The organism is Streptococcus sp. 2100 (assembly GCF_013276335.1).
GTDB lineage: Bacteria > Bacillota > Bacilli > Lactobacillales > Streptococcaceae > Streptococcus > Streptococcus pseudopneumoniae.
The window spans coordinates 1-19,314 of the sequence record NZ_VMKV01000032.1 but is presented as its reverse complement, the minus strand read 5'-3'; the positions used below and the strand labels follow the sequence as shown (position 1 = coordinate 19,314).

Annotated in this window: 15 protein-coding genes, 1 other RNA gene and 2 pseudogenes; 12 read left to right on the top strand and 6 right to left on the bottom strand. The window is 41.2% G+C overall.

The window, feature by feature from the left end:
- Positions 1 to 103: 103 nt before the first annotated feature.
- Positions 104 to 826, top strand: a complete 723-nt coding sequence (locus HT669_RS05625) for a pseudouridine synthase (protein ID WP_001234889.1) — start codon at positions 104 to 106, stop codon at positions 824 to 826.
- A gap of 111 nt (positions 827 to 937) precedes the next feature.
- Positions 938 to 2,272, top strand: a complete 1,335-nt coding sequence (gene pepC, locus HT669_RS05620; protein ID WP_000991655.1) for an aminopeptidase C — start codon at positions 938 to 940, stop codon at positions 2,270 to 2,272.
- A 161-nt stretch (positions 2,273 to 2,433) separates the two neighbouring features.
- Here pepC and HT669_RS05615 read toward each other — a convergent pair whose 3' ends face one another.
- The 4 genes from HT669_RS05615 to adhP form a co-directional block, all read right to left on the bottom strand.
- Positions 2,434 to 3,345: a PTS system mannose/fructose/sorbose family transporter subunit IID gene (locus HT669_RS05615; RefSeq protein ID WP_000136861.1), complete on the bottom strand. Its 912-nt coding sequence runs from the start codon at positions 3,343 to 3,345 to the stop codon at positions 2,434 to 2,436.
- A gap of 23 nt (positions 3,346 to 3,368) precedes the next feature.
- The gene (locus HT669_RS05610; RefSeq protein ID WP_000022715.1) at positions 3,369 to 4,172 is read right to left on the bottom strand and encodes a PTS mannose/fructose/sorbose transporter subunit IIC; all 804 of its coding nucleotides are present in this window, start codon (positions 4,170 to 4,172) and stop codon (positions 3,369 to 3,371) included.
- Positions 4,173 to 4,199: 27 nt separating this feature from the next.
- Positions 4,200 to 5,189 (bottom strand): PTS sugar transporter subunit IIB, encoded by a 990-nt coding sequence (locus tag HT669_RS05605; protein WP_000021972.1) that lies wholly within the window; start codon positions 5,187 to 5,189, stop codon positions 4,200 to 4,202.
- A 235-nt stretch (positions 5,190 to 5,424) separates the two neighbouring features.
- Positions 5,425 to 6,444 carry an alcohol dehydrogenase AdhP gene (gene adhP / locus HT669_RS05600; protein WP_023935615.1) on the bottom strand — a complete coding sequence of 340 codons (1,020 nt, stop codon included), beginning with the start codon at positions 6,442 to 6,444 and terminating at the stop codon, positions 5,425 to 5,427.
- Between the two features lie 204 nt (positions 6,445 to 6,648).
- Between adhP and HT669_RS05595 the strand changes: the two are divergent.
- Together HT669_RS05595 and HT669_RS05590 are read left to right on the top strand one after the other, a co-directional pair.
- Positions 6,649 to 7,695, top strand: a pseudogene (locus HT669_RS05595) (IS630 family transposase).
- A gap of 116 nt (positions 7,696 to 7,811) precedes the next feature.
- Positions 7,812 to 9,791: a peptide ABC transporter substrate-binding protein gene (locus HT669_RS05590; RefSeq protein WP_172922009.1), complete on the top strand. Its 1,980-nt coding sequence runs from the start codon at positions 7,812 to 7,814 to the stop codon at positions 9,789 to 9,791.
- A 171-nt stretch (positions 9,792 to 9,962) separates the two neighbouring features.
- On the opposite strand, the gene pbp1a is transcribed toward HT669_RS05590, so the two are convergent.
- Positions 9,963 to 12,143: a penicillin-binding protein PBP1A gene (gene pbp1a, locus HT669_RS05585; RefSeq protein ID WP_172922008.1), complete on the bottom strand. Its 2,181-nt coding sequence runs from the start codon at positions 12,141 to 12,143 to the stop codon at positions 9,963 to 9,965.
- Entirely contained in the window at positions 12,140 to 12,736 is a 597-nt protein-coding gene (gene recU, locus HT669_RS05580; protein ID WP_000248777.1) for a Holliday junction resolvase RecU, read from the bottom strand. The genes pbp1a and recU overlap by 4 nt, the downstream gene beginning before the upstream one ends.
- A 66-nt stretch (positions 12,737 to 12,802) precedes the next feature.
- Here recU and HT669_RS05575 point away from each other — a divergent pair, with 66 nt between their 5' ends.
- The 8 genes and pseudogenes from HT669_RS05575 to HT669_RS11095 form a co-directional block, all read left to right on the top strand.
- On the top strand, positions 12,803 to 13,330 hold the full coding sequence (locus HT669_RS05575) for a DUF1273 domain-containing protein (RefSeq protein WP_000179553.1): 528 nt from the start codon (positions 12,803 to 12,805) through the stop codon (positions 13,328 to 13,330).
- Between the two features lie 69 nt (positions 13,331 to 13,399).
- Positions 13,400 to 13,741 carry a cell division regulator GpsB gene (gpsB, locus tag HT669_RS05570; RefSeq protein ID WP_000146532.1) on the top strand — a complete coding sequence of 114 codons (342 nt, stop codon included), beginning with the start codon at positions 13,400 to 13,402 and terminating at the stop codon, positions 13,739 to 13,741.
- A gap of 20 nt (positions 13,742 to 13,761) precedes the next feature.
- Positions 13,762 to 14,142: RNase P RNA component class B (gene rnpB / locus HT669_RS05565), an RNA gene on the top strand.
- An 84-nt stretch (positions 14,143 to 14,226) separates the two neighbouring features.
- Positions 14,227 to 15,384 (top strand): class I SAM-dependent RNA methyltransferase, encoded by a 1,158-nt coding sequence (locus HT669_RS05560; RefSeq protein ID WP_172922007.1) that lies wholly within the window; start codon positions 14,227 to 14,229, stop codon positions 15,382 to 15,384.
- A gap of 12 nt (positions 15,385 to 15,396) precedes the next feature.
- A complete protein-coding gene (gene mapZ / locus HT669_RS05555) occupies positions 15,397 to 16,803 on the top strand; it encodes a mid-cell-anchored protein MapZ (RefSeq protein WP_172922006.1) in 1,407 nt (468 codons plus the stop codon).
- Between the two features lie 75 nt (positions 16,804 to 16,878).
- The gene (gene gndA, locus HT669_RS05550) at positions 16,879 to 18,303 is read left to right on the top strand and encodes an NADP-dependent phosphogluconate dehydrogenase (protein WP_000158778.1); all 1,425 of its coding nucleotides are present in this window, start codon (positions 16,879 to 16,881) and stop codon (positions 18,301 to 18,303) included.
- Between the two features lie 11 nt (positions 18,304 to 18,314).
- On the top strand, positions 18,315 to 19,004 hold the full coding sequence (locus tag HT669_RS05545; RefSeq protein ID WP_000518020.1) for a response regulator transcription factor: 690 nt from the start codon (positions 18,315 to 18,317) through the stop codon (positions 19,002 to 19,004).
- 226 nt (positions 19,005 to 19,230) lie between these two features.
- Positions 19,231 to 19,314, top strand: a pseudogene (locus HT669_RS11095) (peptidase); the annotation flags it as partial.

The following is a 19,314-nucleotide window of genomic DNA, read 5'->3' as shown; positions in this document are numbered from 1 at the left end:
GCAAGGCGACGTTGACGCGGTTTGAAGAGATTTTTGAAGAGTATGAAACGAAAAGGAGGTAGGTCATTGTACTAGCCTCCTTTTGATATGATATAATAGTTCTATGAGATTAGATAAATTTTTAGTTGCCTGTGCGGTGGGAAGTCGGACTGAGGTCAAAAACTTGCTCAAGGCTGGGCGCGTGACTGTAAATGGTAAAAAAGAAAAATCAGCTAAATTGCAGATTGATGAAGAAAGAGATGAGATTCGCTTTGATGGGCAAGTGTTGGAGTATGAGGAGTTTGTCTACTATATGATGAACAAGCCCCAAGGAGTTATCTCAGCGACTGAGGATCCCAAGCACAGAACCGTTCTGGACTTGTTGGATGATATTGCTCGGAGCAAGGAAGTTTTCCCAGTAGGGCGCTTGGATATCGATACGCATGGACTCCTGCTCCTGACCAATGACGGTCAGCTTGCCCATGCTCTTCTTTCACCCAAGCGTCATGTGGATAAGACCTATCTGGCTCAGGTCAAGGGAATTATGACACAAGAAGATGTGGAGATATTTGCCAAGGGTATTCCTCTCAAAGACTTTACTTGTCAACCCGCTAGACTGGAGATTCTTTCCACAGATGCAGAAAAGAATCAGAGCCAAATCCGTGTGACTATTGCAGAAGGAAAGTTTCATCAGGTCAAGCGTATGGTGGGCTACTGTGGCAAGGAAGTGGTGGACTTGCAACGATTGACTATGGGAACTTTAGTATTAGATGAGAACCTGGAACGAGGGGAATGGCGTCGCTTGACCAAGGAAGACTTAGAAATTCTCCTTGCTAGTATTGCTTAATTTGATTTATATTTGAAAAAGGTGAGGAAGAATGTCCTTGCCTTTTATGTTTTTTAGTTGCTTCCTTTGTGAAAAGAGTTATAATAGACTGTAGAATAAAAGGAGGAATCTATGAACGCGATTCAAGAATCATTTACTGATAAACTATTTGCCAACTATGAAGCAAATGTAAAATACCAAGCGATTGAAAATGCTGCTAGCCACAACGGAATTTTTGCAGCTCTGGAACGTCGCCAAAGCCATGTAGACAACACACCTGTTTTCTCATTGGATTTAACCAAGGACAAGGTCACTAACCAGAAAGCGTCTGGTCGTTGCTGGATGTTTGCGGCTCTCAACACTTTTCGCCACAAACTCATCTCGCAATACAAATTGGAGAACTTTGAGTTGTCACAAGCCCACACTTTCTTCTGGGACAAGTATGAGAAATCAAACTGGTTCTTGGAGCAAGTCATTGCGACTGCAGACCAAGAATTGACGAGCCGTAAGGTTAGCTTCTTACTCCAAATACCACAACAAGATGGTGGTCAATGGGATATGGTCGTTTCCCTCTTTGAAAAATACGGTGTCGTGCCTAAGTCAGTTTATCCTGAGTCTGTTTCATCTAGTAGCAGCCGTGAGCTAAATGCAATCCTTAACAAATTGCTGCGCCAAGATGCTCAAATCTTGCGTGACTTACTAGCTTCTGGCGCAGACCAAGCGACTGTTCAAGCTAAGAAAGAAGACCTCTTGCAAGAGATCTTTAACTTCCTTGCCATGTCACTAGGACTACCACCACGTAAATTTGACTTTGCTTATCGTGATAAGGATAATAACTACCAAAGCGAAAAAGGTATTACTCCACAGGAATTTTACAAGAAATATGTCAATCTTCCTTTAGAAGACTACGTTTCTGTTATCAATGCTCCAACTGCTGATAAACCATACGGTAAATCTTACACAGTTGAGATGTTGGGAAATGTCGTTGGTAGCCGTGCAGTTCGCTACATCAACGTTCCAATGGAGCGCTTGAAAGAATTGGCGATTGCCCAAATGCAAGCAGGTGAGACTGTTTGGTTTGGTTCTGATGTTGGCCAGCTCAGCAACCGCAAAGCTGGAATCCTTGCGACAGATGTTTATGACTTTGAATCAAGCATGGACATTAAACTTACTCAAGACAAGGCTGGACGTTTGGACTATAGCGAAAGCTTGATGACCCACGCCATGGTCTTGACAGGTGTTGACTTGGACGAAAATGGTAAATCAACCAAGTGGAAGGTTGAAAACTCATGGGGAGACAAGGTCGGTACAGATGGTTACTTTGTTGCCTCAGACGCTTGGATGGACGAATACACTTACCAAATCGTTGTTCGTAAGGAATTGCTGACAGCAGAAGAACAAGCTGCCTATGGAGCAGAACCAATCGTACTTGCACCTTGGGATCCAATGGGAGCCTTGGCAGAATAATACTCTTCGAAAATCAAATTCAAACCACGTCAGCTTCGCCTTGCCGTACTCAAGTACAGCCTGCGGCTCGCTTCCTAGTTTGCTCTTTGATTTTCATTGAGTATAAAAGCCTAGAAAAAAGGAATCAGATTTTAGAACCTGGTTCCTTTTTAGTTGCTTGATTACATGATGTGAAGAACATGTGCCACAATACCCACTGCGAAGAGGGCAAGGATAATAGTGATTGGAGATACTTTTTTCTTAAGTAAGTACATGCAAAGTAAAGTAAGGAGTAGTCCTGATAATCCAGGAATCAACATATCCAAGTTTTGTTGGAAAGTAGTAACTTTTTCAGGAGTTTGAGACAATCCTTGTCCTACTTGTGCGAATGCTTCTTGGATACCTTTAGACCCTTCTGGCAATTTATCCCAATGGATATAAGCCTTTTCATCTAGTTGAACTTTAGAAACATCGAAAGCAAATTTAATATTTACCCAACGTTGAACAAGGACAGCAAGAATGAACATCCCAAGGATAGAAGCTCCTTTAGTGATATCTTGAAGGATACCACCAGACATATCTTTGGTGATTTCTGATCCAGCCTTATATCCAATCTCTTGAACATACCACAAGAATGACATACGAATCAAGTTCCATGCAACAAAGAAGAGGAGTGGACCCAAGATATTGCCAGTAAGGGCAAGTGAAGCACCGAGAGATCCAAGGATTGGGCGTACTGTAAACCAGAATACTGGGTCACCGATACCAGCAAGAGGTCCCATCATACCGATTTTAACCCCTTGGATAGCAGCGTCATCGATTTCCACACCGTTAGCACGTTCTTCTTCAAGCGCAAGAGTAACCCCCATGACTGGAGCAGCTACGTATGGATGAGTGTTGAAGAACTCAAGGTGACGCTCAAGAGCAGCGATTTGATCTTCTTTTTTAGTATAGAGTTTTTTGATAGCTGGAATGAGTGTATAAGCCCAGCCCAAGTTTTGCATCCGTTCAAAGTTCCAAGACCCTTGTAAGAAGGTTGAACGCCACCAAACTTTTTTACGATCTGATTTAGTTAATTGAAGTTTTTCAGTCATGATGTTTTCAGTCCTTTCTTATCTTAGTAGTCTTCTAGGATATCGCCGATTGGGTCGTTAGAAGTTGCGGCTCCTCCGCCACCATTTCCACCAGTTTTAGAAAGGTGAAGGTATATAAGAGCGATAGCAACACCGATAGCACCGAATCCGATTAGAGTAATATCTGACACAGCAGCGAGAACGAAACCAAGAGCGAAGAATGGCCATACTTCACGAGTTGCCATCATGTTGATAACCATGGCGTAACCAACGGCAACGACCATACCACCACCGATAGCCATACCATCTTTGAGCCAGTCTGGCATGGCACTAAGGATACTTTGTACAGTTTCAGTTGGTACCATAAGGAGAAGAGCTGCAGGAAGCGCGATACGAAGTCCTTGGAAAAGTAGCGCAATGAAATGCGCACGCTCCACAGCGCCGAAGTCACCTTTTTTAGCGGCAGCATCTGCAGTATGAACCAAACCAACTGAAATTGTACGAACAATCATTGTCAAGAAAAGTCCAGCTACGGCAAGAGGGATAGCAACCGCTTGGGCAACACCGATACCAGTCTTGGTAAAGTCACCACCAAGAACCATGATAATGGCAGCAGCGACAGAAGCAAGTGCAGCATCAGGAGCGATAGCAGCACCGATATTTGACCAACCAAGGGCAATCATTTGAAGCGATCCACCGAGGATAATCCCTGCTTCCAAGTGACCTGTTACAAGCCCAATAAGGGTACAGGCTACAAGTGGTTGGTGAAATTGGAACTGGTCGAGGATGCCTTCAAGACCTGCAAAGAAGGCTACAACGACTACTAAAACCATAGAAATAATAGACATGTTTAAAATCCTTTCATAAATAATGGCTTATTTGACATTGGCTTTGTTAATCAAGTCAAACAAATCTTTTTTAGAATCATTCGGTACTTTACGGACATCAAATTCAACACCCAAGTCACGCATTTTTTCAAATGTAGCAACATCTTCTTTGTCCATCGACAAAACGGTATTGACCAATGTTTTACCTGTTGAGTGAGCCATAGAACCAACGTTAAGAGTCTTGATTGGCACGCCGCCTTCGATGGCACGAAGGGCATCTTGAGGTGTTTCAAACAAGATAAGGGCATGTGTTTCTCCAAAACGTGGGTCTTTTGAAATCTCAATCAGTTTTTGAATTGGAACCACGTTAGCCTTGACATTACCTGGAGCTGCTTGTTTAATCAATTCTTTACGAAGGTCGTCTTTAGCCACGTTATCTGAAGCAACGATGATACGATTTGCTTTTGAATCTGGAGTCCAAGCAGTTGCAACCTGACCGTGAAGTAGACGTGTGTCAAGACGGGCAAGATTGATTTTCAATTTACCGTCTCCGATAACAGTTCCTTCTGGGATAGCAGCTTGGGCAACTGGAGCAGCTGCAGCGCTTGCAACTTCTTCAACTGGATTTAGCTCTTCTGGAAGAGCTTTGATGCCATCTTTGGCTTCTTTAATGATATTAGCAGCGACTTTTTCTACACCTGCAGCAGCGTCCATGAGGCGCTCTGTGTAGGCTTGAATCAACATCGGTAAGTTAAGTCCTGTGATGATGGCAAACTTACGCTCAGGATTTTCTCCCATCACGCGACTAGCTTGGTTAAATGGAGAACCACTCCAAAGGTCAGCCAAAACTAGAACCTCATCTTCTGCGTCAAATGCAGCAACAGCGTTATTAAACTTAGCGTATAGATCATCAGGACCTTCATTTGGCATAAAGGTCACAACTTGAACCTTTTCTTGTTCACCAAAGATCATAGATCCTGACTGATGAATACCCGCAGCAAATTCGCCGTGGCTCGCAATAATGATTCCGATACTCATTATTGTCATTCCTCCTTTTTTGTTTTAGTTTTCATTTAAGAAAACTTTAAGACTGTTTAAGTATAAACCGTTTTCATGTAAAAAGCAACTATTTATCATAAAAAATTAAAAAAACTTTTACTTTTGGATGTTGATATATTGAGTTTTTTGAGGAGTAATATTGAATCCACATTTAAAAATTTAATATAAAAAAGTTGAAAGAAGCTTCCAACTTTTAAAATAGGTTTCTATTAGATTAGTGGGTGAAGTCGAGTACCATACGTCCTTGGATTTGACCTTTTTCCATTTCGTCGAAAATGGCTACGGCATCTTCTATTGGACGTTTTTGAACAACTGGAACTACTAAACCTTCTGCACCGAATTGGAAGGCTTCTTCCAAGTCTTTACGAGTTCCTACAAGAGAACCGATGACTTGGATTCCATCTAGAACGGTTTTTACGATGCTAAGTTCCATCATTTCAGAAGGAAGACCAACAGCGACTACGCGACCACCAGCACGAACTGAGTCAACAGCCTGATTGAAGGCAACTTTAGACACAGCAGTTACGACAGCTGAGTGAGCACCTCCATCAGTTTTTTCCTTGATAAGTCCAGGTACATCTTCAACTTCGAGGCCGTTAATAACAATGTCAGCGCCTACTTCTTTTGCAAGGGCAAGTTTGTCATTGTTGATATCAACTGCGATAACATGAGCATTGAATACTTTTTTAGCATATTGAACAGCTAGGTTACCAAGTCCACCAGCACCGTAAAGAACAACCCATTGGCCTGGTTCAACTTTGGCTTCTTTAATAGCTTTATAGGTTGTTACACCAGCACATGTGATAGAAGAAGCTTGGGCTGGATCAAGTCCGTCAGGAACTTTAACAGCATAGTCAGCAGTTACGATACATTGTTCAGCCATACCACCGTCTACTGAGTAGCCAGCATTTTTCACTGTACGGCAAAGGGTTTCGCGACCAGTTGTACAGTATTCGCAAGTGCCACATCCTTCAAAGAACCAAGCAACGCTGACGCGGTCACCGACTTTAAGGCTTTTCACATCTGGAGCAATCTCTTTAACGATACCGATACCTTCGTGGCCAAGAACACGTCTTGGGACTTGACCAAAGTCACCATGAGCAACGTGGAGGTCGGTGTGGCAAACGCCACAGTATTCAACTTCTACAAGTGCTTCCCCAGTTTCAAGTGGACGGAGCACTTTTTCTTCAACAGCAACACCAGTGCTTTCTGGATTTACAACAACAGCTTTCATAGCTATCCTCCTTGATATTGACCGAGAACAGGGACAACGGGACTGGATTGATTTTGTGTCAACAGAGTCGAGTATGACGAGCTCTCTTGTATTTATATGTGAAGTATATCACAAAAGAAAGCCTTTTTCCAAGGTTTTGGAGGCAAAAAGTAGAACAATCGATTAATACTAAGCTAAAATCAAAAAGCACTATATAATAGTAATATGAAATCAACTAAAGAAGAAATCCAAGCTATCAAAACACTTTTAAAAGACTCTAGTACAGCTAAATATCATAAACGCCTTCAAATCGTTCTATTTCGTCTGATGAGTAAATCTTATAAAGAGATTATAGAGCTTTTAGACTGTAATCAAACAACGATTTGGCCAACTGTAAAAAAATATGAGGAGTTCGGACTCGATTCTCTCCTTCAAGAAACACGTGGTGGTCGTAACCATCATATATGACAGTTGAGGAAGAAAAAGCCTTTCTTGCTCGCCATTTGAAGGCTGCAGAGGCAGGAGAATTTGTTACAATTGATGCCTTATTTCAGGCTTATAAAAAGGAGTTAGGTCCTTCCTACACACGTGATACCTTCTATCAACTGTTGAAGCACCATGGTTGGCGAAATATTAGGCCACGTCCAGCACATCCCAAGAAAGTAGACTCTCAAACCATTGTCGCGTCTAAAAATAAAATCTCAATTCAAGAAGCTCAGAAAGCGCTTTAAAACCAGTAGGCATTTTCGTAAGGTTCGCTTGATGTACCAAGATGAGGCTGGTTTCGGTAGAATCAGTAAACTGGGATCTTGTTGGGCTCCAATAGGAGTAGGTCCACATGTCCATAGTCACTATATACGAGAATTTTGCTATTGTTATGGAGCTGTTGATGCCCATACAGGCGAATCATTTTTCTTAATCGCTGGTGGATGTCATACTGAGTGGATGAACGCCTTTTTAGAAGAGCTTTCACAAGCTTATCCAGATGATTATCTTTTACTCGTTATGGACAATGCCATATGGCATAAATCAAGTACCTTAAAGATTCCGACTAATATTGGCTTTACCTTTATTCCTCCATACACACCAGAGATGAACCCCATTGAACAAGTGTGGAAAGAGATTCGTAAACGTGGATTTAAGAATAAAGCCTTTCGAACTTTGGAAGATGTCATGAATCAACTTCAAGATGTTATACAAGGACTGGAGAAGGAGGTGATAACGTCCATCGTTAATCGGAGATGGACTAGAATGCTTTTTTGGCATAAATGAACAATTTTATTTTTCAGAATATATCAAATATAACAAATAACTCTTAAAATTCAGAAAATTCTATTGACAGAACTTGAAAAAGGGTCTATAATGAATAAAAAACAAAGGAGAATGCTATGAAAACAAGAAAAGTATTGGCTCTTGTGGGAGTAACTTTATTAGCAGCTGGTGTTTTAGCTGCTTGTTCTGGGGGTTCAGGCGCTCAAGGTGAAAAGACCTTTGCGTTTACCTACGAAACACATCCAGATAATCTCAACTATTTGACAACTGGTAAGGCAGCAACTTCTGAGATTACTAGTAATGTCATTGATGGATTGCTTGAAAATGATAAATACGGGAACCTTGTTCCTTCATTGGCAGAAGACTGGTCAGTCTCTAAGGATGGCTTGACTTATACTTATAAGATTCGTCAGGATGCCAAGTGGTATACATCTGAGGGAGAAGAGTACGCTCCTGTTAAGGCTCAGGACTTTGTGACAGGACTTAAATATGCAACAGATAAGAAAGCAGAAGCCCTTTACTTGGTACAGGATTCAATCAAAGGTCTGGATGCCTATGCCAAAGGTGAAATCACAGACTTCGCTCAAGTCGGGATTAAAGCCCTTGACGACCAAACAATCCAATACACCTTGAACAAGCCTGAAACTTTTTGGAATTCTAAAACAACCATGGGTGTGCTTGCGCCAGTCAATGAAGAGTTTTTGAACTCAAAAGGGGATGATTTTGCCAAAGCTACGGATCCAAGTAGTCTCTTGTATAACGGCCCTTATTTGTTGAAATCCATTGTGACCAAATCCTCTGTTGAATTTGCGAAAAATCCGAACTACTGGGATAAGGACAATGTGCATATTGACAAAGTTAAATTGTCATTCTGGGATGGGCAAGATACCAGCAAACCAGCAGAAAACTTTAAAGATGGTAGCCTTACAGCAGCTCGTCTCTATCCAACAAGTGCAAGTTTCGCAGAGCTTGAGAAGAGTATGAAAGACAATATCGTCTATACGCAACAAGACTCTACGACTTATCTAGTAGGGACAAATATTGACCGTCAATCTTATAAACACACATCTAAGACTAGCGAAGAACAAAAGACATCTACTAAAAAGGCTCTCTTAAACAAGGATTTCCGTCAGGCTATTGCCTTTGGTTTTGACCGTACAGCTTATGCCTCTCAGTTGAATGGAGAAACTGGTGCAAGCAAAATCTTGCGTAATCTCTTTGTGCCACCAACATTTGTTCAAGCAGATGGGAAGAACTTTGGCGATATAGTCAAAGAAAAATTAGTGACTTATGGGGATGAATGGAAGGATGTCAATCTTGCAGATTCACAAGATGGTCTTTACAATCCAGAAAAAGCTAAAGCAGAATTTGCCAAAGCCAAATCAGCCCTACAAGCTGAGGGAGTACAATTCCCAATTCACCTAGATATGCCTGTTGACCAGACAGCAACTACAAAAGTTCAACGTGTCCAATCTATGAAACAATCCTTGGAAGCAACTTTAGGAACTGATAATGTCGTTATTGATATCCAACAATTGCAAAAAGATGAATTGCTTAATGTAACTCTATTTGCCGAAAATGCTGCTGGCGAAGACTGGGATTTATCAGATAATGTCGGTTGGGGTCCAGACTTTGCCGATCCATCAACCTACCTTGATATTATCAAACCTTCTGTAGGAGAAAGTACTAAAACATATTTAGGATTTGACTCAGGGGAAGATAATGTAGCTGCTAAAAAAGTAGGTCTATATGACTACGAAAAATTGGTTACTGAAGCTGGTGATGAGACTACAGATGTTGCTAAACGATATGATAAATACGCAGCAGCCCAAGCTTGGTTGACAGATAGTGCCTTGATCATCCCAACAACTTCTAAAACTGGTCGTCCAATCTTGTCTAAGATGGTACCATTTACAATACCATTTGCATTGTCAGGAAATAAAGGTACAAGTGACCCAGTCTTGTATAAATACCTTGAACTTCAAGACAAGGCAGTTACTGCAGATGAATATCAAAAAGCTCAAGAAAAATGGATGAAAGAAAAAGCAGAATCCAATAAAAAAGCGCAAGAAGAACTTGCCAAACATGTTAAATAAAATAAAAAGAGACTGAGCAAAAAGTCCTTAAAAGCAAAACGCATATTGTCAGGTAATGAATGAAAAGCCTTGATCGTATGCGTTTTATTGTGGGAAAATGTACTTGACCTCTGTATTTCATTTTGAAAATGACAAAATCCTGAGTTTTTATTCTCAGGATTTTCTTTCATCTCACTGTTGTGGTTGTTGAACTTGTGGATTTTGTGGCGTTGGTTGTACTGGTTGTGTCGGTTGAACAGCTTGACCAGCTTGTCCTTGGCTAGGATCAGTTGCTGGAGCATTATTGGGTTGTTGACCAACCGTCGTACTTGCCTGTGTAGTTGAACTTTCAGCTGTTGTGCTTGGAGTTTCTACCGTTTGTGTTTGTTGTGTTACTGAATTATTCCATGTGTTCTTGGCACTATTTTGGAAGACGAATTCTCCATTTCGGAATAGGCCGTCTGGCATCGTCCAATCTCCAGGTTGGTCATCTTCTGATAGATACGATATCATTGAGCGATAAACCTTAGCAGCAACTAGGAAACGATCTCCAACAATTGGAGTTAAACGATTTGAGTAACCAGTCCATACAGCCATAGAATACTTACGAGTATAACCTACAAACGTTTCATCTGGAGCTACGTAGCCAGTGTTCTTGATATACTTTTCAATTTCTTCGTCAGTATAGTTAGAAGTACCTGTTTTACCTGCTTGTGGAAGCCAAGGTAGGTAGGCTCCACGTCCGATTCCGTATACTAAGACAGTTTTCATCATTTCGGTCATCATATAGGCAGTAGTTTCTTTCATAGCCCGAGTACCGGCATCAGAAAATTCTTTTTCACTACCATCACTGAAGACGATTTTATTGATATACATTGGTTTGTGGTAAATACCACCATTAGCAAAAGCTGCGTAGGCAACTGCCATTTTTTCACTACTTGCACCGTACTGTTTGTTGGATTCAGTTGTGTTACTTGAAATGGCGTTTGCATAATGCATGCTTGGATAGTCGATACCAAGACCATTAAGGAAGGTTTTAGCTCTATCTAGACCGACCTTATTCAAAGTCTCAACGGCTGTGACATTTCGTGATTGTTGAAGAGCATACTGGATTGTAATGTTTCCAAAGTAGCCATGATCCCAGTTGTAGAGTGGAGTATCAGTGCCAGGATAGTTATAAGGAACATCATGTACAATAGACGCAGTAGAGTCATAGACTCCATATTCTAAAGCGGGAGCATAGTCAGTGATTGGTTTCATAGTAGAACCCCAGTCACGATTGGTTTCCACAGCTTGGTTGGTGCCAAATGAAACGTTACTTGCTTGGTGACGAGCTCCAAGTTGGGCAATGACTTTACCATTTGAAACATCTACGACCGTAGATGCGACTTGCAAATCATCGTCAGGGTAAGAGACGTATTGATCGGAGTTGTAGATATCCCACAGATGTTTTTGAGCCTCTTGGTCTACATTTGTGTAGACATCCATCCCAGTAGTTAGAAGGTTATAGCCAGTTTCTTGTTCTACTTGGTCGATAACCTCTTTGAGATAATTGTCCATATATACTGGGTAGCTATTGACTGATTTCAAACTTTGGAGTCCATCAGTAATAGGAGTATTGATAGCCTTCTCATACTGTTCGGCAGAAATGTAGCCTTGACCTTTCATCTCTGAAAGTACCAAGTTACGGCGGTCAAGGGCAGCTTCTGGATGAGAATAGGGATCGTATTGATTCGGAGCCTGAGGCATACCTGCTAACAAAGCTAATTGTGGTAAAGATAGATCCTTTAGATCTTTACCATAGTAATTTTGGGCTGCTGTCTGCATTCCATAATTACCATTTGACATATAGACCTTATTGATGTAGTAGGTAAGGATTTCTTGTTTGGTAGCTTTTTGTTCCAATTGGATAGCTAGCCAAGCCTCTTGTGCTTTTCGGGAGATGTTTTGATCCGAAGTTGATGTTGAGAAATAGGTCAACTTAATCAACTGTTGGGTTAGGGTTGATCCCCCCTGTAAAGAATTACTTTGTAAGTTACGTAAGAAGGCTCCCATAATCCGAATCGTATCGATCCCCCTGTGGTCAAAGAAGCGATGGTCTTCGATAGACACGATTGCCTTAACCAAATCTGTGGGAATATCATTAGCTTGGGCATTGACGCGGCGTTCAGAACCCAAGTCAGCAATGAGTTGATTTTTATTGTCGTAGATTTTACTAGAGGTTGTTGCAACTAGTTTACTCTCGGATAGGCTAGGAGCCTTACTAACGTAGTAGAAAAAAACTCCTCCGCCTAAGACAATGGCTGCGATAACCAAGCTTAAGAAGCTAATGCTCAGATACTTGATTAGGCGCAGAATCGTTGGTTTGTTCATCTTGTTTTACCACCTAATAAATGTTCTTTGATAACATTGAGATAAGGAATTTGAGGGAAGGCACCAGCCTTGATTTCATATCCATATTCTCGAATATATCCAAGTGGCATTGATTTTTGTCCCTTATCTTGATGATAGAAGCGAATCAAATCGAATGCCGGCAATAAGTAGGTTTCTTGCTGAGAAGAAAAGTGAAGAAGGACAAAGCAGATTCCTTGTTGGGCAAGGACTTGTTCCATATGCTGAATCTGATGTGGATGAAAATTTTTCATCGGAATCGCACGTTTTTGTTTTGTTTCCTTGGCTTCAAAGTCGATGTAATATCCATTATAAACGCCAGAATAGTCCGTCGTTGAAGCTTGTCGAAAATAGGCTTCAACAATCTTGGCACGACTTCGTTGTGGATAGTCCACTCGTACGATTTGAATAGGGGTTGGTTTCTTGTGTATAACAGCCAAGCCCTGAGACAAATAGTAGTCGTTGGTAGCATTGATCATCTTTTCAAAAGACATTCCTCGATTTGCGAAATTTTTGGGTTGAGAAAGAGATGTTTGTCTTTTTTGTGATGAAAGTTTATGTGGATAGTTGACCATAATTCTCCTTATTGGTACAATAACATCACTCTATTATACCATAAATTTGCACAGAAAGGGTTAAAAATGGCTACAGCTTTGGTTTTAGGCTATTCTGCTTTTGATTTGGGTTTATTTTCTGATAAGGATCCTCGTCTTAAATTGATTAAAAAAGCGATACGTAAAGATTTAGAGGCTATGGCAGCAGATGGTGTGTCTTGGCTTGTATTTACAGGGACTTTGGGCTTTGAATATTGGGTTTTAGAGGTTGCTCAGGAGATGAAAACCGAGTACGGTTTCCAGTTGGCGACCATTTTTGCTTTTGAAACCCATGGGGAAAATTGGAATGAAGGCAATCAGATGAAACTGAGCCGCTTTAAGCAGGTAGACTTTGTCAAATATGCCTATCCTCGCTATGAACACAAGGGGCAGTTAAGAGATTACCAGCAGTTTTTACTGGAAAATACGACTAGTTCCTATCTTTTTTATGATGAAGAAAATGAAACGAAGCTAGCTTATTTTTACCAAAAGATGAAAAATCAAGAGGACTATTTTATAAAGAGATTAACATTTGATCAATTAAATGAACTTGCTGAAAATTTTTCCGAAAATTGAAGCTTTGACCTTGATTTTTGTTTGCCTTTTTTTATATAATAATACTAGCAAGCGAGAATGGAGAGAGACATGGCAAGTATTATTTTTTCAGCAAAAGATATTTTTGAACAAGAGTTTGGACGTGAAGTCCGTGGGTATAGCAAGGTAGAAGTTGATGAGTTTTTAGACGATGTCATCAAGGACTATGAAACCTATGCTGCCTTGGTCAAGTCACTTCGTCAGGAAATTGCGGATTTGAAGGAAGAATTAACTCGTAAACCGCAAGTGAGTTCGGCTCCAAGTCCTAGTCACCCAGATCCAATTGATGTGGCTGCTTCATCTTCTATGACGAATTTTGATATTTTGAAACGCTTGAATCGTCTTGAAAAAGAAGTATTCGGTAAACAAATTTTAGACAATACTGATTTGTAATTCAGGTCTTGTTACATGCAATTTTTGGATAATCGCGTGAGGAGAATTGCTTCTCATGAGGAAAGTCCATGCTAGCACAGGCTGTGATGCCTGTAGTGTTTGTGCTAGGCGAAACCATAAGCCTAGGGACGAGAAATCGTTACGGCAGTTGAAATGGCTAAGTCCTTGGATAGGCCAGAGTAGGCTTGAAAGTGCCACAGTGACGGAGTCTTTCTGGAAACAGAGAGAGTGGAACGCGGTAAACCCCTCAAGCTAGCAACCCAAATTTTGGTCGGGGCATGGAGTACGCGGAAACGAACGTAGTATTCTGACTGCTATCAGCTAGAGCTGCTAGTGGTAGACAGATGATTATCGAAGGAAGTGGTCCTAGTCACTTCTGGAACAAAACATGGCTTATAGAAAATTGCATATAGGTTGGGGCTGAGAAATTTTCTCAACCTCATTTTTTAAAGTGGACATATAGAAAGGTCTTGCAAGACTGTAACATGAAAAAAGAATTTAATTTAATTGCAACTGTGGCAGCAGGGCTTGAAGCTGTTGTAGGACGAGAAGTGCGAGAGCTGGGCTACGATTGTCAGGTTGAAAATGGACGTGTGCGTTTTCAAGGAGACGTGAGAGCGATTATCGAAACCAACCTCTGGCTTCGGGCAGCAGATCGTATCAAAATTATCGTAGGAACTTTCCCAGCTAATACTTTTGAGGAACTGTTTCAGGGAGTTTTCGCTTTAGATTGGGAACATTATTTACCACTCGGAGCTCGGTTCCCGATTTCAAAAGCCAAATGTGTTAAGTCCAAACTTCACAATGAGCCCAGTGTACAGGCTATTTCTAAGAAAGCTATTGTCAAGAAATTGCAGAAACACTATGCTCGCCCAGAAGGTGTTCCTCTGATGGAGAATGGTCCAGAGTTTAAGATTGAGGTCTCTATTCTCAAAGATGTGGCAACTGTCATGATTGATACGACAGGCTCCAGTCTCTTTAAACGTGGCTATCGTACCGAAAAAGGCGGCGCTCCTATCAAGGAAAACATGGCGGCAGCTATTTTACAACTTTCTAACTGGTATCCAGACAAGCCTTTGATTGATCCGACCTGTGGTTCGGGGACTTTCTGTATTGAAGCGGTTATGATTGCCAGAAAGATGGCTCCTGGTCTTCGTCGCTCTTTTGCTTTTGAAGAATGGAACTGGATTAGCGATCGCTTGATTCAGGAAGTGCGTACAGAAACGGCTAAAAAAGTAGACCGTGAGCTTGAACTGGATATTATGGGCTGTGATATTGATGCTCGCATGGTGGAAATTGCTAAGGCCAATGCTCAGGCAGCTGGTGTTGCAGGAGACATTACTTTTAAGCAGATGCGCGTGCAGGATTTACGTTCCGATAAAATCAATGGTGTAATCATCTCCAATCCTCCTTACGGGGAGCGTTTATCAGATGATGCAGGGGTGACCAAGCTTTATGCTGAGATGGGTCAAGTATTTGCACCACTGAAAACTTGGAGCAAATTTATCTTGACTAGTGATGAAGCCTTTGAAAGCAAGTATGGTAGCCAAGCAGATAAGAAGCGTAAGTTATACAACGGAACCTTGAAAGTGGATCTGTATCAATATTTTGGTCAGCGTGTCAAACGGCAAGAGGTAAAATAGAAAGGGATACTCATGAGTAAAAAAAGACGAAATCGTCATAAAAAAGAAGGTCAAGAACCGCAATTTGATTTTGATGAAGCAAAAGAGCTAACAGTTGGTCAAGCTATTCGTAAAAATGAGGAAGTGGAAGCAGGAGTCTTGCCTGAGGATTCCATTTTGGACAAGTATGTCAAACAACACAAAGATGAAATCGAAGCAGATAAGTTTGCGACTCGCCAATACAAAAAAGAGGAGTTAGTTGAAACTCAGAGTCTAGATGATTTAATTCAAGAGATGCGTGAGGCTGTAGAAGAGTCAGAAGCTTCTTCGGAGGAAGTTCCATCTTCTGAAGACATCTTACCACCCTTGCCTCTGGATGATGAGGAGCAAGTCTTGGATCCTCTATTGCTAGAGGATGAAAATCCAACAGAAATGACTGAAGAAGTGGAAGAGGAGCAAAATCTTTTTCGTCTGGAACAAGAAGACTCAGAAAAGAAAAGCAAAAAAGGCTTTGTTTTGACCGCTTTGGCGCTTGTATCAGTAATTATCTGTGTCAGTGCTTATTATGTTTACCGTCAAGTGAATCGCTCGACCAAGGAGATTGAAACTTCTCAATCAACTACAGCCAATCAATCGGATGTGGATGATTTTAATACACTTTATGACGCCTTCTACACAGACAGCAATAAAACGGCTTTGAAAAATAGCCAGTTTGATAAACTGAGTCAACTCAAAACCTTGCTTGATAAACTGGAAGGTAGCCGTGAACATACGCTAGCCAAATCTAAATATGATAGTCTAGCAACGCAAATCAAGGCCATTCAAGATGTCAATGCACAATTTGAAAAACCAGCTATTGTGGATGGTGTGTTGGAGACCAATGTCAAAGCCAAATCGGATGCTAAATTTACAGATATTAAAACTGGAAATACGGAGCTTGATAAAGTGCTAGATAAGGCTATCAGCCTTGGTAAGAGCCAGCAAACAAGTACTTCTAGCTCAAGTTCAAGTGAAACTAGTAGCTCAAGCTCTAGTCAAGCAAGCTCAAATACGACTAGTGAGACAAGCCCAAGTAGTTCAAATGCGGCCTCAAATGAGACTAGAAGTTCTCGTAGCGAAGTCAATATGGGCGTATCAAGTGCGGGTGTTGCTGTTCAAAGAAGTGCCAGTCGTGTTGCCTATAACCAGTCTGCTATTGATGATAGTAACAACTCTGCCTGGGATTTTGCGGATGGTGTCTTGGAACAAATTCTAGCGACTTCACGATCACGTGGCTATATCACTGGAGACCAATATATCCTTGAACGTGTCAATATCGTTAACGGCAATGGTTATTACAACCTCTACAAGCCAGATGGAACCTATCTCTTTACCCTTAACTGTAAGACAGGCTACTTTGTCGGAAATGGCGCTGGTCATGCAGATGACTTGGACTACTAAGCAGTCGTTACAAAATTCTTTCTTTTCAAAAGTAAAAATGATAAAATAAAATAAATGAAACAAGAGGAGTGTCAAATGACAAAAGCTAACTTTGGTGTCGTAGGTATGGCCGTAATGGGTCGTAACCTTGCCCTTAATATTGAATCTCGTGGTTACACAGTTGCTATTTACAACCGTAGTAAAGAAAAAACGGAAGATGTGATTGCTTGCCATCCTGAAAAGAACTTTGTACCAAGCTATGACGTTGAAAGTTTTGTAAACTCAATCGAAAAACCTCGCCGTATCATGCTGATGGTTCAAGCTGGACCTGGTACAGATGCTACTATCCAAGCCCTTCTTCCACACCTTGACAAAGGTGATATCTTGATTGACGGCGGAAACACTTTCTACAAAGACACCATCCGTCGTAATGAAGAATTGGCAAACTCAGGTATCAACTTTATCGGTACTGGGGTTTCTGGTGGTGAAAAAGGTGCCCTTGAAGGGCCGTCTATCATGCCTGGTGGACAAAAAGAAGCCTACGAATTGGTTGCAGATGTTCTTGAAGAAATTTCAGCTAAAGCACCAGAAGATGGCAAACCATGTGTGACTTACATCGGTCCTGATGGAGCTGGTCACTATGTGAAAATGGTTCACAACGGTATCGAGTATGGGGATATGCAATTGATCGCAGAAAGCTATGACTTGATGCAACACTTGCTTGGCCTTTCTGCAGAAGACATGGCTGAAATCTTTACTGAGTGGAACAAGGGTGAATTGGACAGCTACTTGATCGAAATCACAGCTGATATCTTGAGCCGTAAAGACGATGAAGGTCAAGACGGACCAATCGTAGACTACATCCTTGATGCCGCGGGTAACAAGGGAACTGGTAAATGGACTAGCCAATCATCACTTGACCTTGGTGTGCCATTGTCGCTAATTACTGAGTCAGTATTTGCTCGCTACATTTCAACTTACAAAGAAGAACGCGTGCATGCTAGCAAGGTTCTTCCAAAACCAGCTGCCTTCAAATTTGAAGGAGATAAGGCTGAATTGATTGAAAAAATCCGTCAAGCCCTTTACTTCTCAAAAATCATCTCATACGCACAAGGTTTTGCTCAATTACGTGTAGCTTCTAAAGAAAATAACTGGAACTTGCCATTTGCAGACATCGCATCTATCTGGCGTGATGGCTGTATCATCCGTTCTCGTTTCTTGCAAAAGATTACAGATGCTTACAACCGTGATGCAGACCTTGCCAACCTTCTTTTGGATGAGTACTTCTTGGATGTTACTGCTAAGTACCAACAAGCAGTGCGTGATATCGTAGCTCTTGCAGTTCAAGCTGGTGTGCCAGTACCAACCTTCTCAGCAGCTATTACTTACTTTGATAGCTACCGTTCAGCTGATCTTCCAGCTAACTTGATCCAAGCGCAACGTGATTACTTTGGTGCCCACACTTACCAACGTAAAGACAAAGAAGGAACCTTCCACTACTCTTGGTATGACGAAAAATAAGTAGGTCTGCCATGGGGAAACGGATTTTATTACTTGAGAAAGAACGAAATCTAGCTCATTTTTTAAGTTTGGAACTCCAAAAAGAGCAATACCGAGTTGATCAGGTTGAGGAGGGGCAAAAAGCCTTCTCCATGGCTCTTCAGACAGACTATGACTTGATTTTATTGAATGCTCATCTGGGGGATATGACAGCCCAGGATTTTGCAGATAAGCTGAGTCGAACTAAGCCAGCCTCAGTCATCATGATTTTAGATCATTGGGAAGACTTGCAAGAAGAGCTGGAAGTTGTTCAGCGTTTTGCAGTTTCATACATCTATAAGCCAGTCCTTATCGAAAATCTGGTAGCGCGTATTTCGGCGATCTTCCGAGGTCGGGACTTCATTGATCAACACTGCAGTCTGATGAAAGTTCCAAGGACCTACCGCAATCTTAGGATAGATGTTGAACATCACACGGTTTATCGTGGTGAAGAGATGATTGCTCTGACTCGCCGTGAGTATGACCTTTTGGCGACACTTATGGGAAGCAAGAAAGTTCTGACTCGTGAGCAGTTGTTGGAAAGTGTCTGGAAGTATGAAAGTGGGACCGAGACAAATATCGTAGATGTCTATATCCGTTATCTACGTAGCAAGCTTGATGTAAAAGGTCAAAAAAGCTACATTAAAACCGTGCGTGGTGTTGGTTACACCATGCAAGAATAGAAAAGCAGTTGCAGTTGTGTAACTGCTTTTTTCAAATGGAGAAAGGGATGTCTTTCCGTTTTTTTCTTTGTATAGTGGATTGAAACTAGAATGGTACACCACAACTGCTAAAACTTTTCTAGAAATTAATTTAACTTTCCTAATCGATTTGTTCACATCTTATTTCAATTTACTATATTGACAGGGACGAACAGATGTGTTACAATTTTTTTAGGAGGATAAAATAATGAAGAAAACATTTTATCGCAAATTCGGTATTTCAATTATTGCGGGTACTTTATTAGCTAGCCTGCTATCGACAGTATCTGCT

Excerpts from the sequence above, each read along its gene's own strand:
- HT669_RS05590 (WP_172922009.1), top strand. The coding sequence starts at position 7,812 with ATGAAAACAAGAAAAGTATTGGCTCTTGTGGGAGTAACTTTATTAGCA.
- gndA (WP_000158778.1), top strand. The coding sequence starts at position 16,879 with ATGACAAAAGCTAACTTTGGTGTCGTAGGTATGGCCGTAATGGGTCGT.
- pbp1a (WP_172922008.1), bottom strand. The coding sequence starts at position 12,143 with ATGAACAAACCAACGATTCTGCGCCTAATCAAGTATCTGAGCATTAGC.
- mapZ (WP_172922006.1), top strand. The coding sequence starts at position 15,397 with ATGAGTAAAAAAAGACGAAATCGTCATAAAAAAGAAGGTCAAGAACCG.
- HT669_RS05625 (WP_001234889.1), top strand. The coding sequence starts at position 104 with ATGAGATTAGATAAATTTTTAGTTGCCTGTGCGGTGGGAAGTCGGACT.
- gpsB (WP_000146532.1), top strand. The coding sequence starts at position 13,400 with ATGGCAAGTATTATTTTTTCAGCAAAAGATATTTTTGAACAAGAGTTT.
- adhP (WP_023935615.1), bottom strand. The coding sequence starts at position 6,444 with ATGAAAGCTGTTGTTGTAAATCCAGAAAGCACTGGTGTTGCTGTTGAA.
- pepC (WP_000991655.1), top strand. The coding sequence starts at position 938 with ATGAACGCGATTCAAGAATCATTTACTGATAAACTATTTGCCAACTAT.
- HT669_RS05610 (WP_000022715.1), bottom strand. The coding sequence starts at position 4,172 with ATGTCTATTATTTCTATGGTTTTAGTAGTCGTTGTAGCCTTCTTTGCA.
- recU (WP_000248777.1), bottom strand. The coding sequence starts at position 12,736 with ATGGTCAACTATCCACATAAACTTTCATCACAAAAAAGACAAACATCT.
- HT669_RS05575 (WP_000179553.1), top strand. The coding sequence starts at position 12,803 with ATGGCTACAGCTTTGGTTTTAGGCTATTCTGCTTTTGATTTGGGTTTA.
- HT669_RS05605 (WP_000021972.1), bottom strand. The coding sequence starts at position 5,189 with ATGAGTATCGGAATCATTATTGCGAGCCACGGCGAATTTGCTGCGGGT.
- HT669_RS05615 (WP_000136861.1), bottom strand. The coding sequence starts at position 3,345 with ATGACTGAAAAACTTCAATTAACTAAATCAGATCGTAAAAAAGTTTGG.
- HT669_RS05560 (WP_172922007.1), top strand. The coding sequence starts at position 14,227 with ATGAAAAAAGAATTTAATTTAATTGCAACTGTGGCAGCAGGGCTTGAA.
- HT669_RS05545 (WP_000518020.1), top strand. The coding sequence starts at position 18,315 with ATGGGGAAACGGATTTTATTACTTGAGAAAGAACGAAATCTAGCTCAT.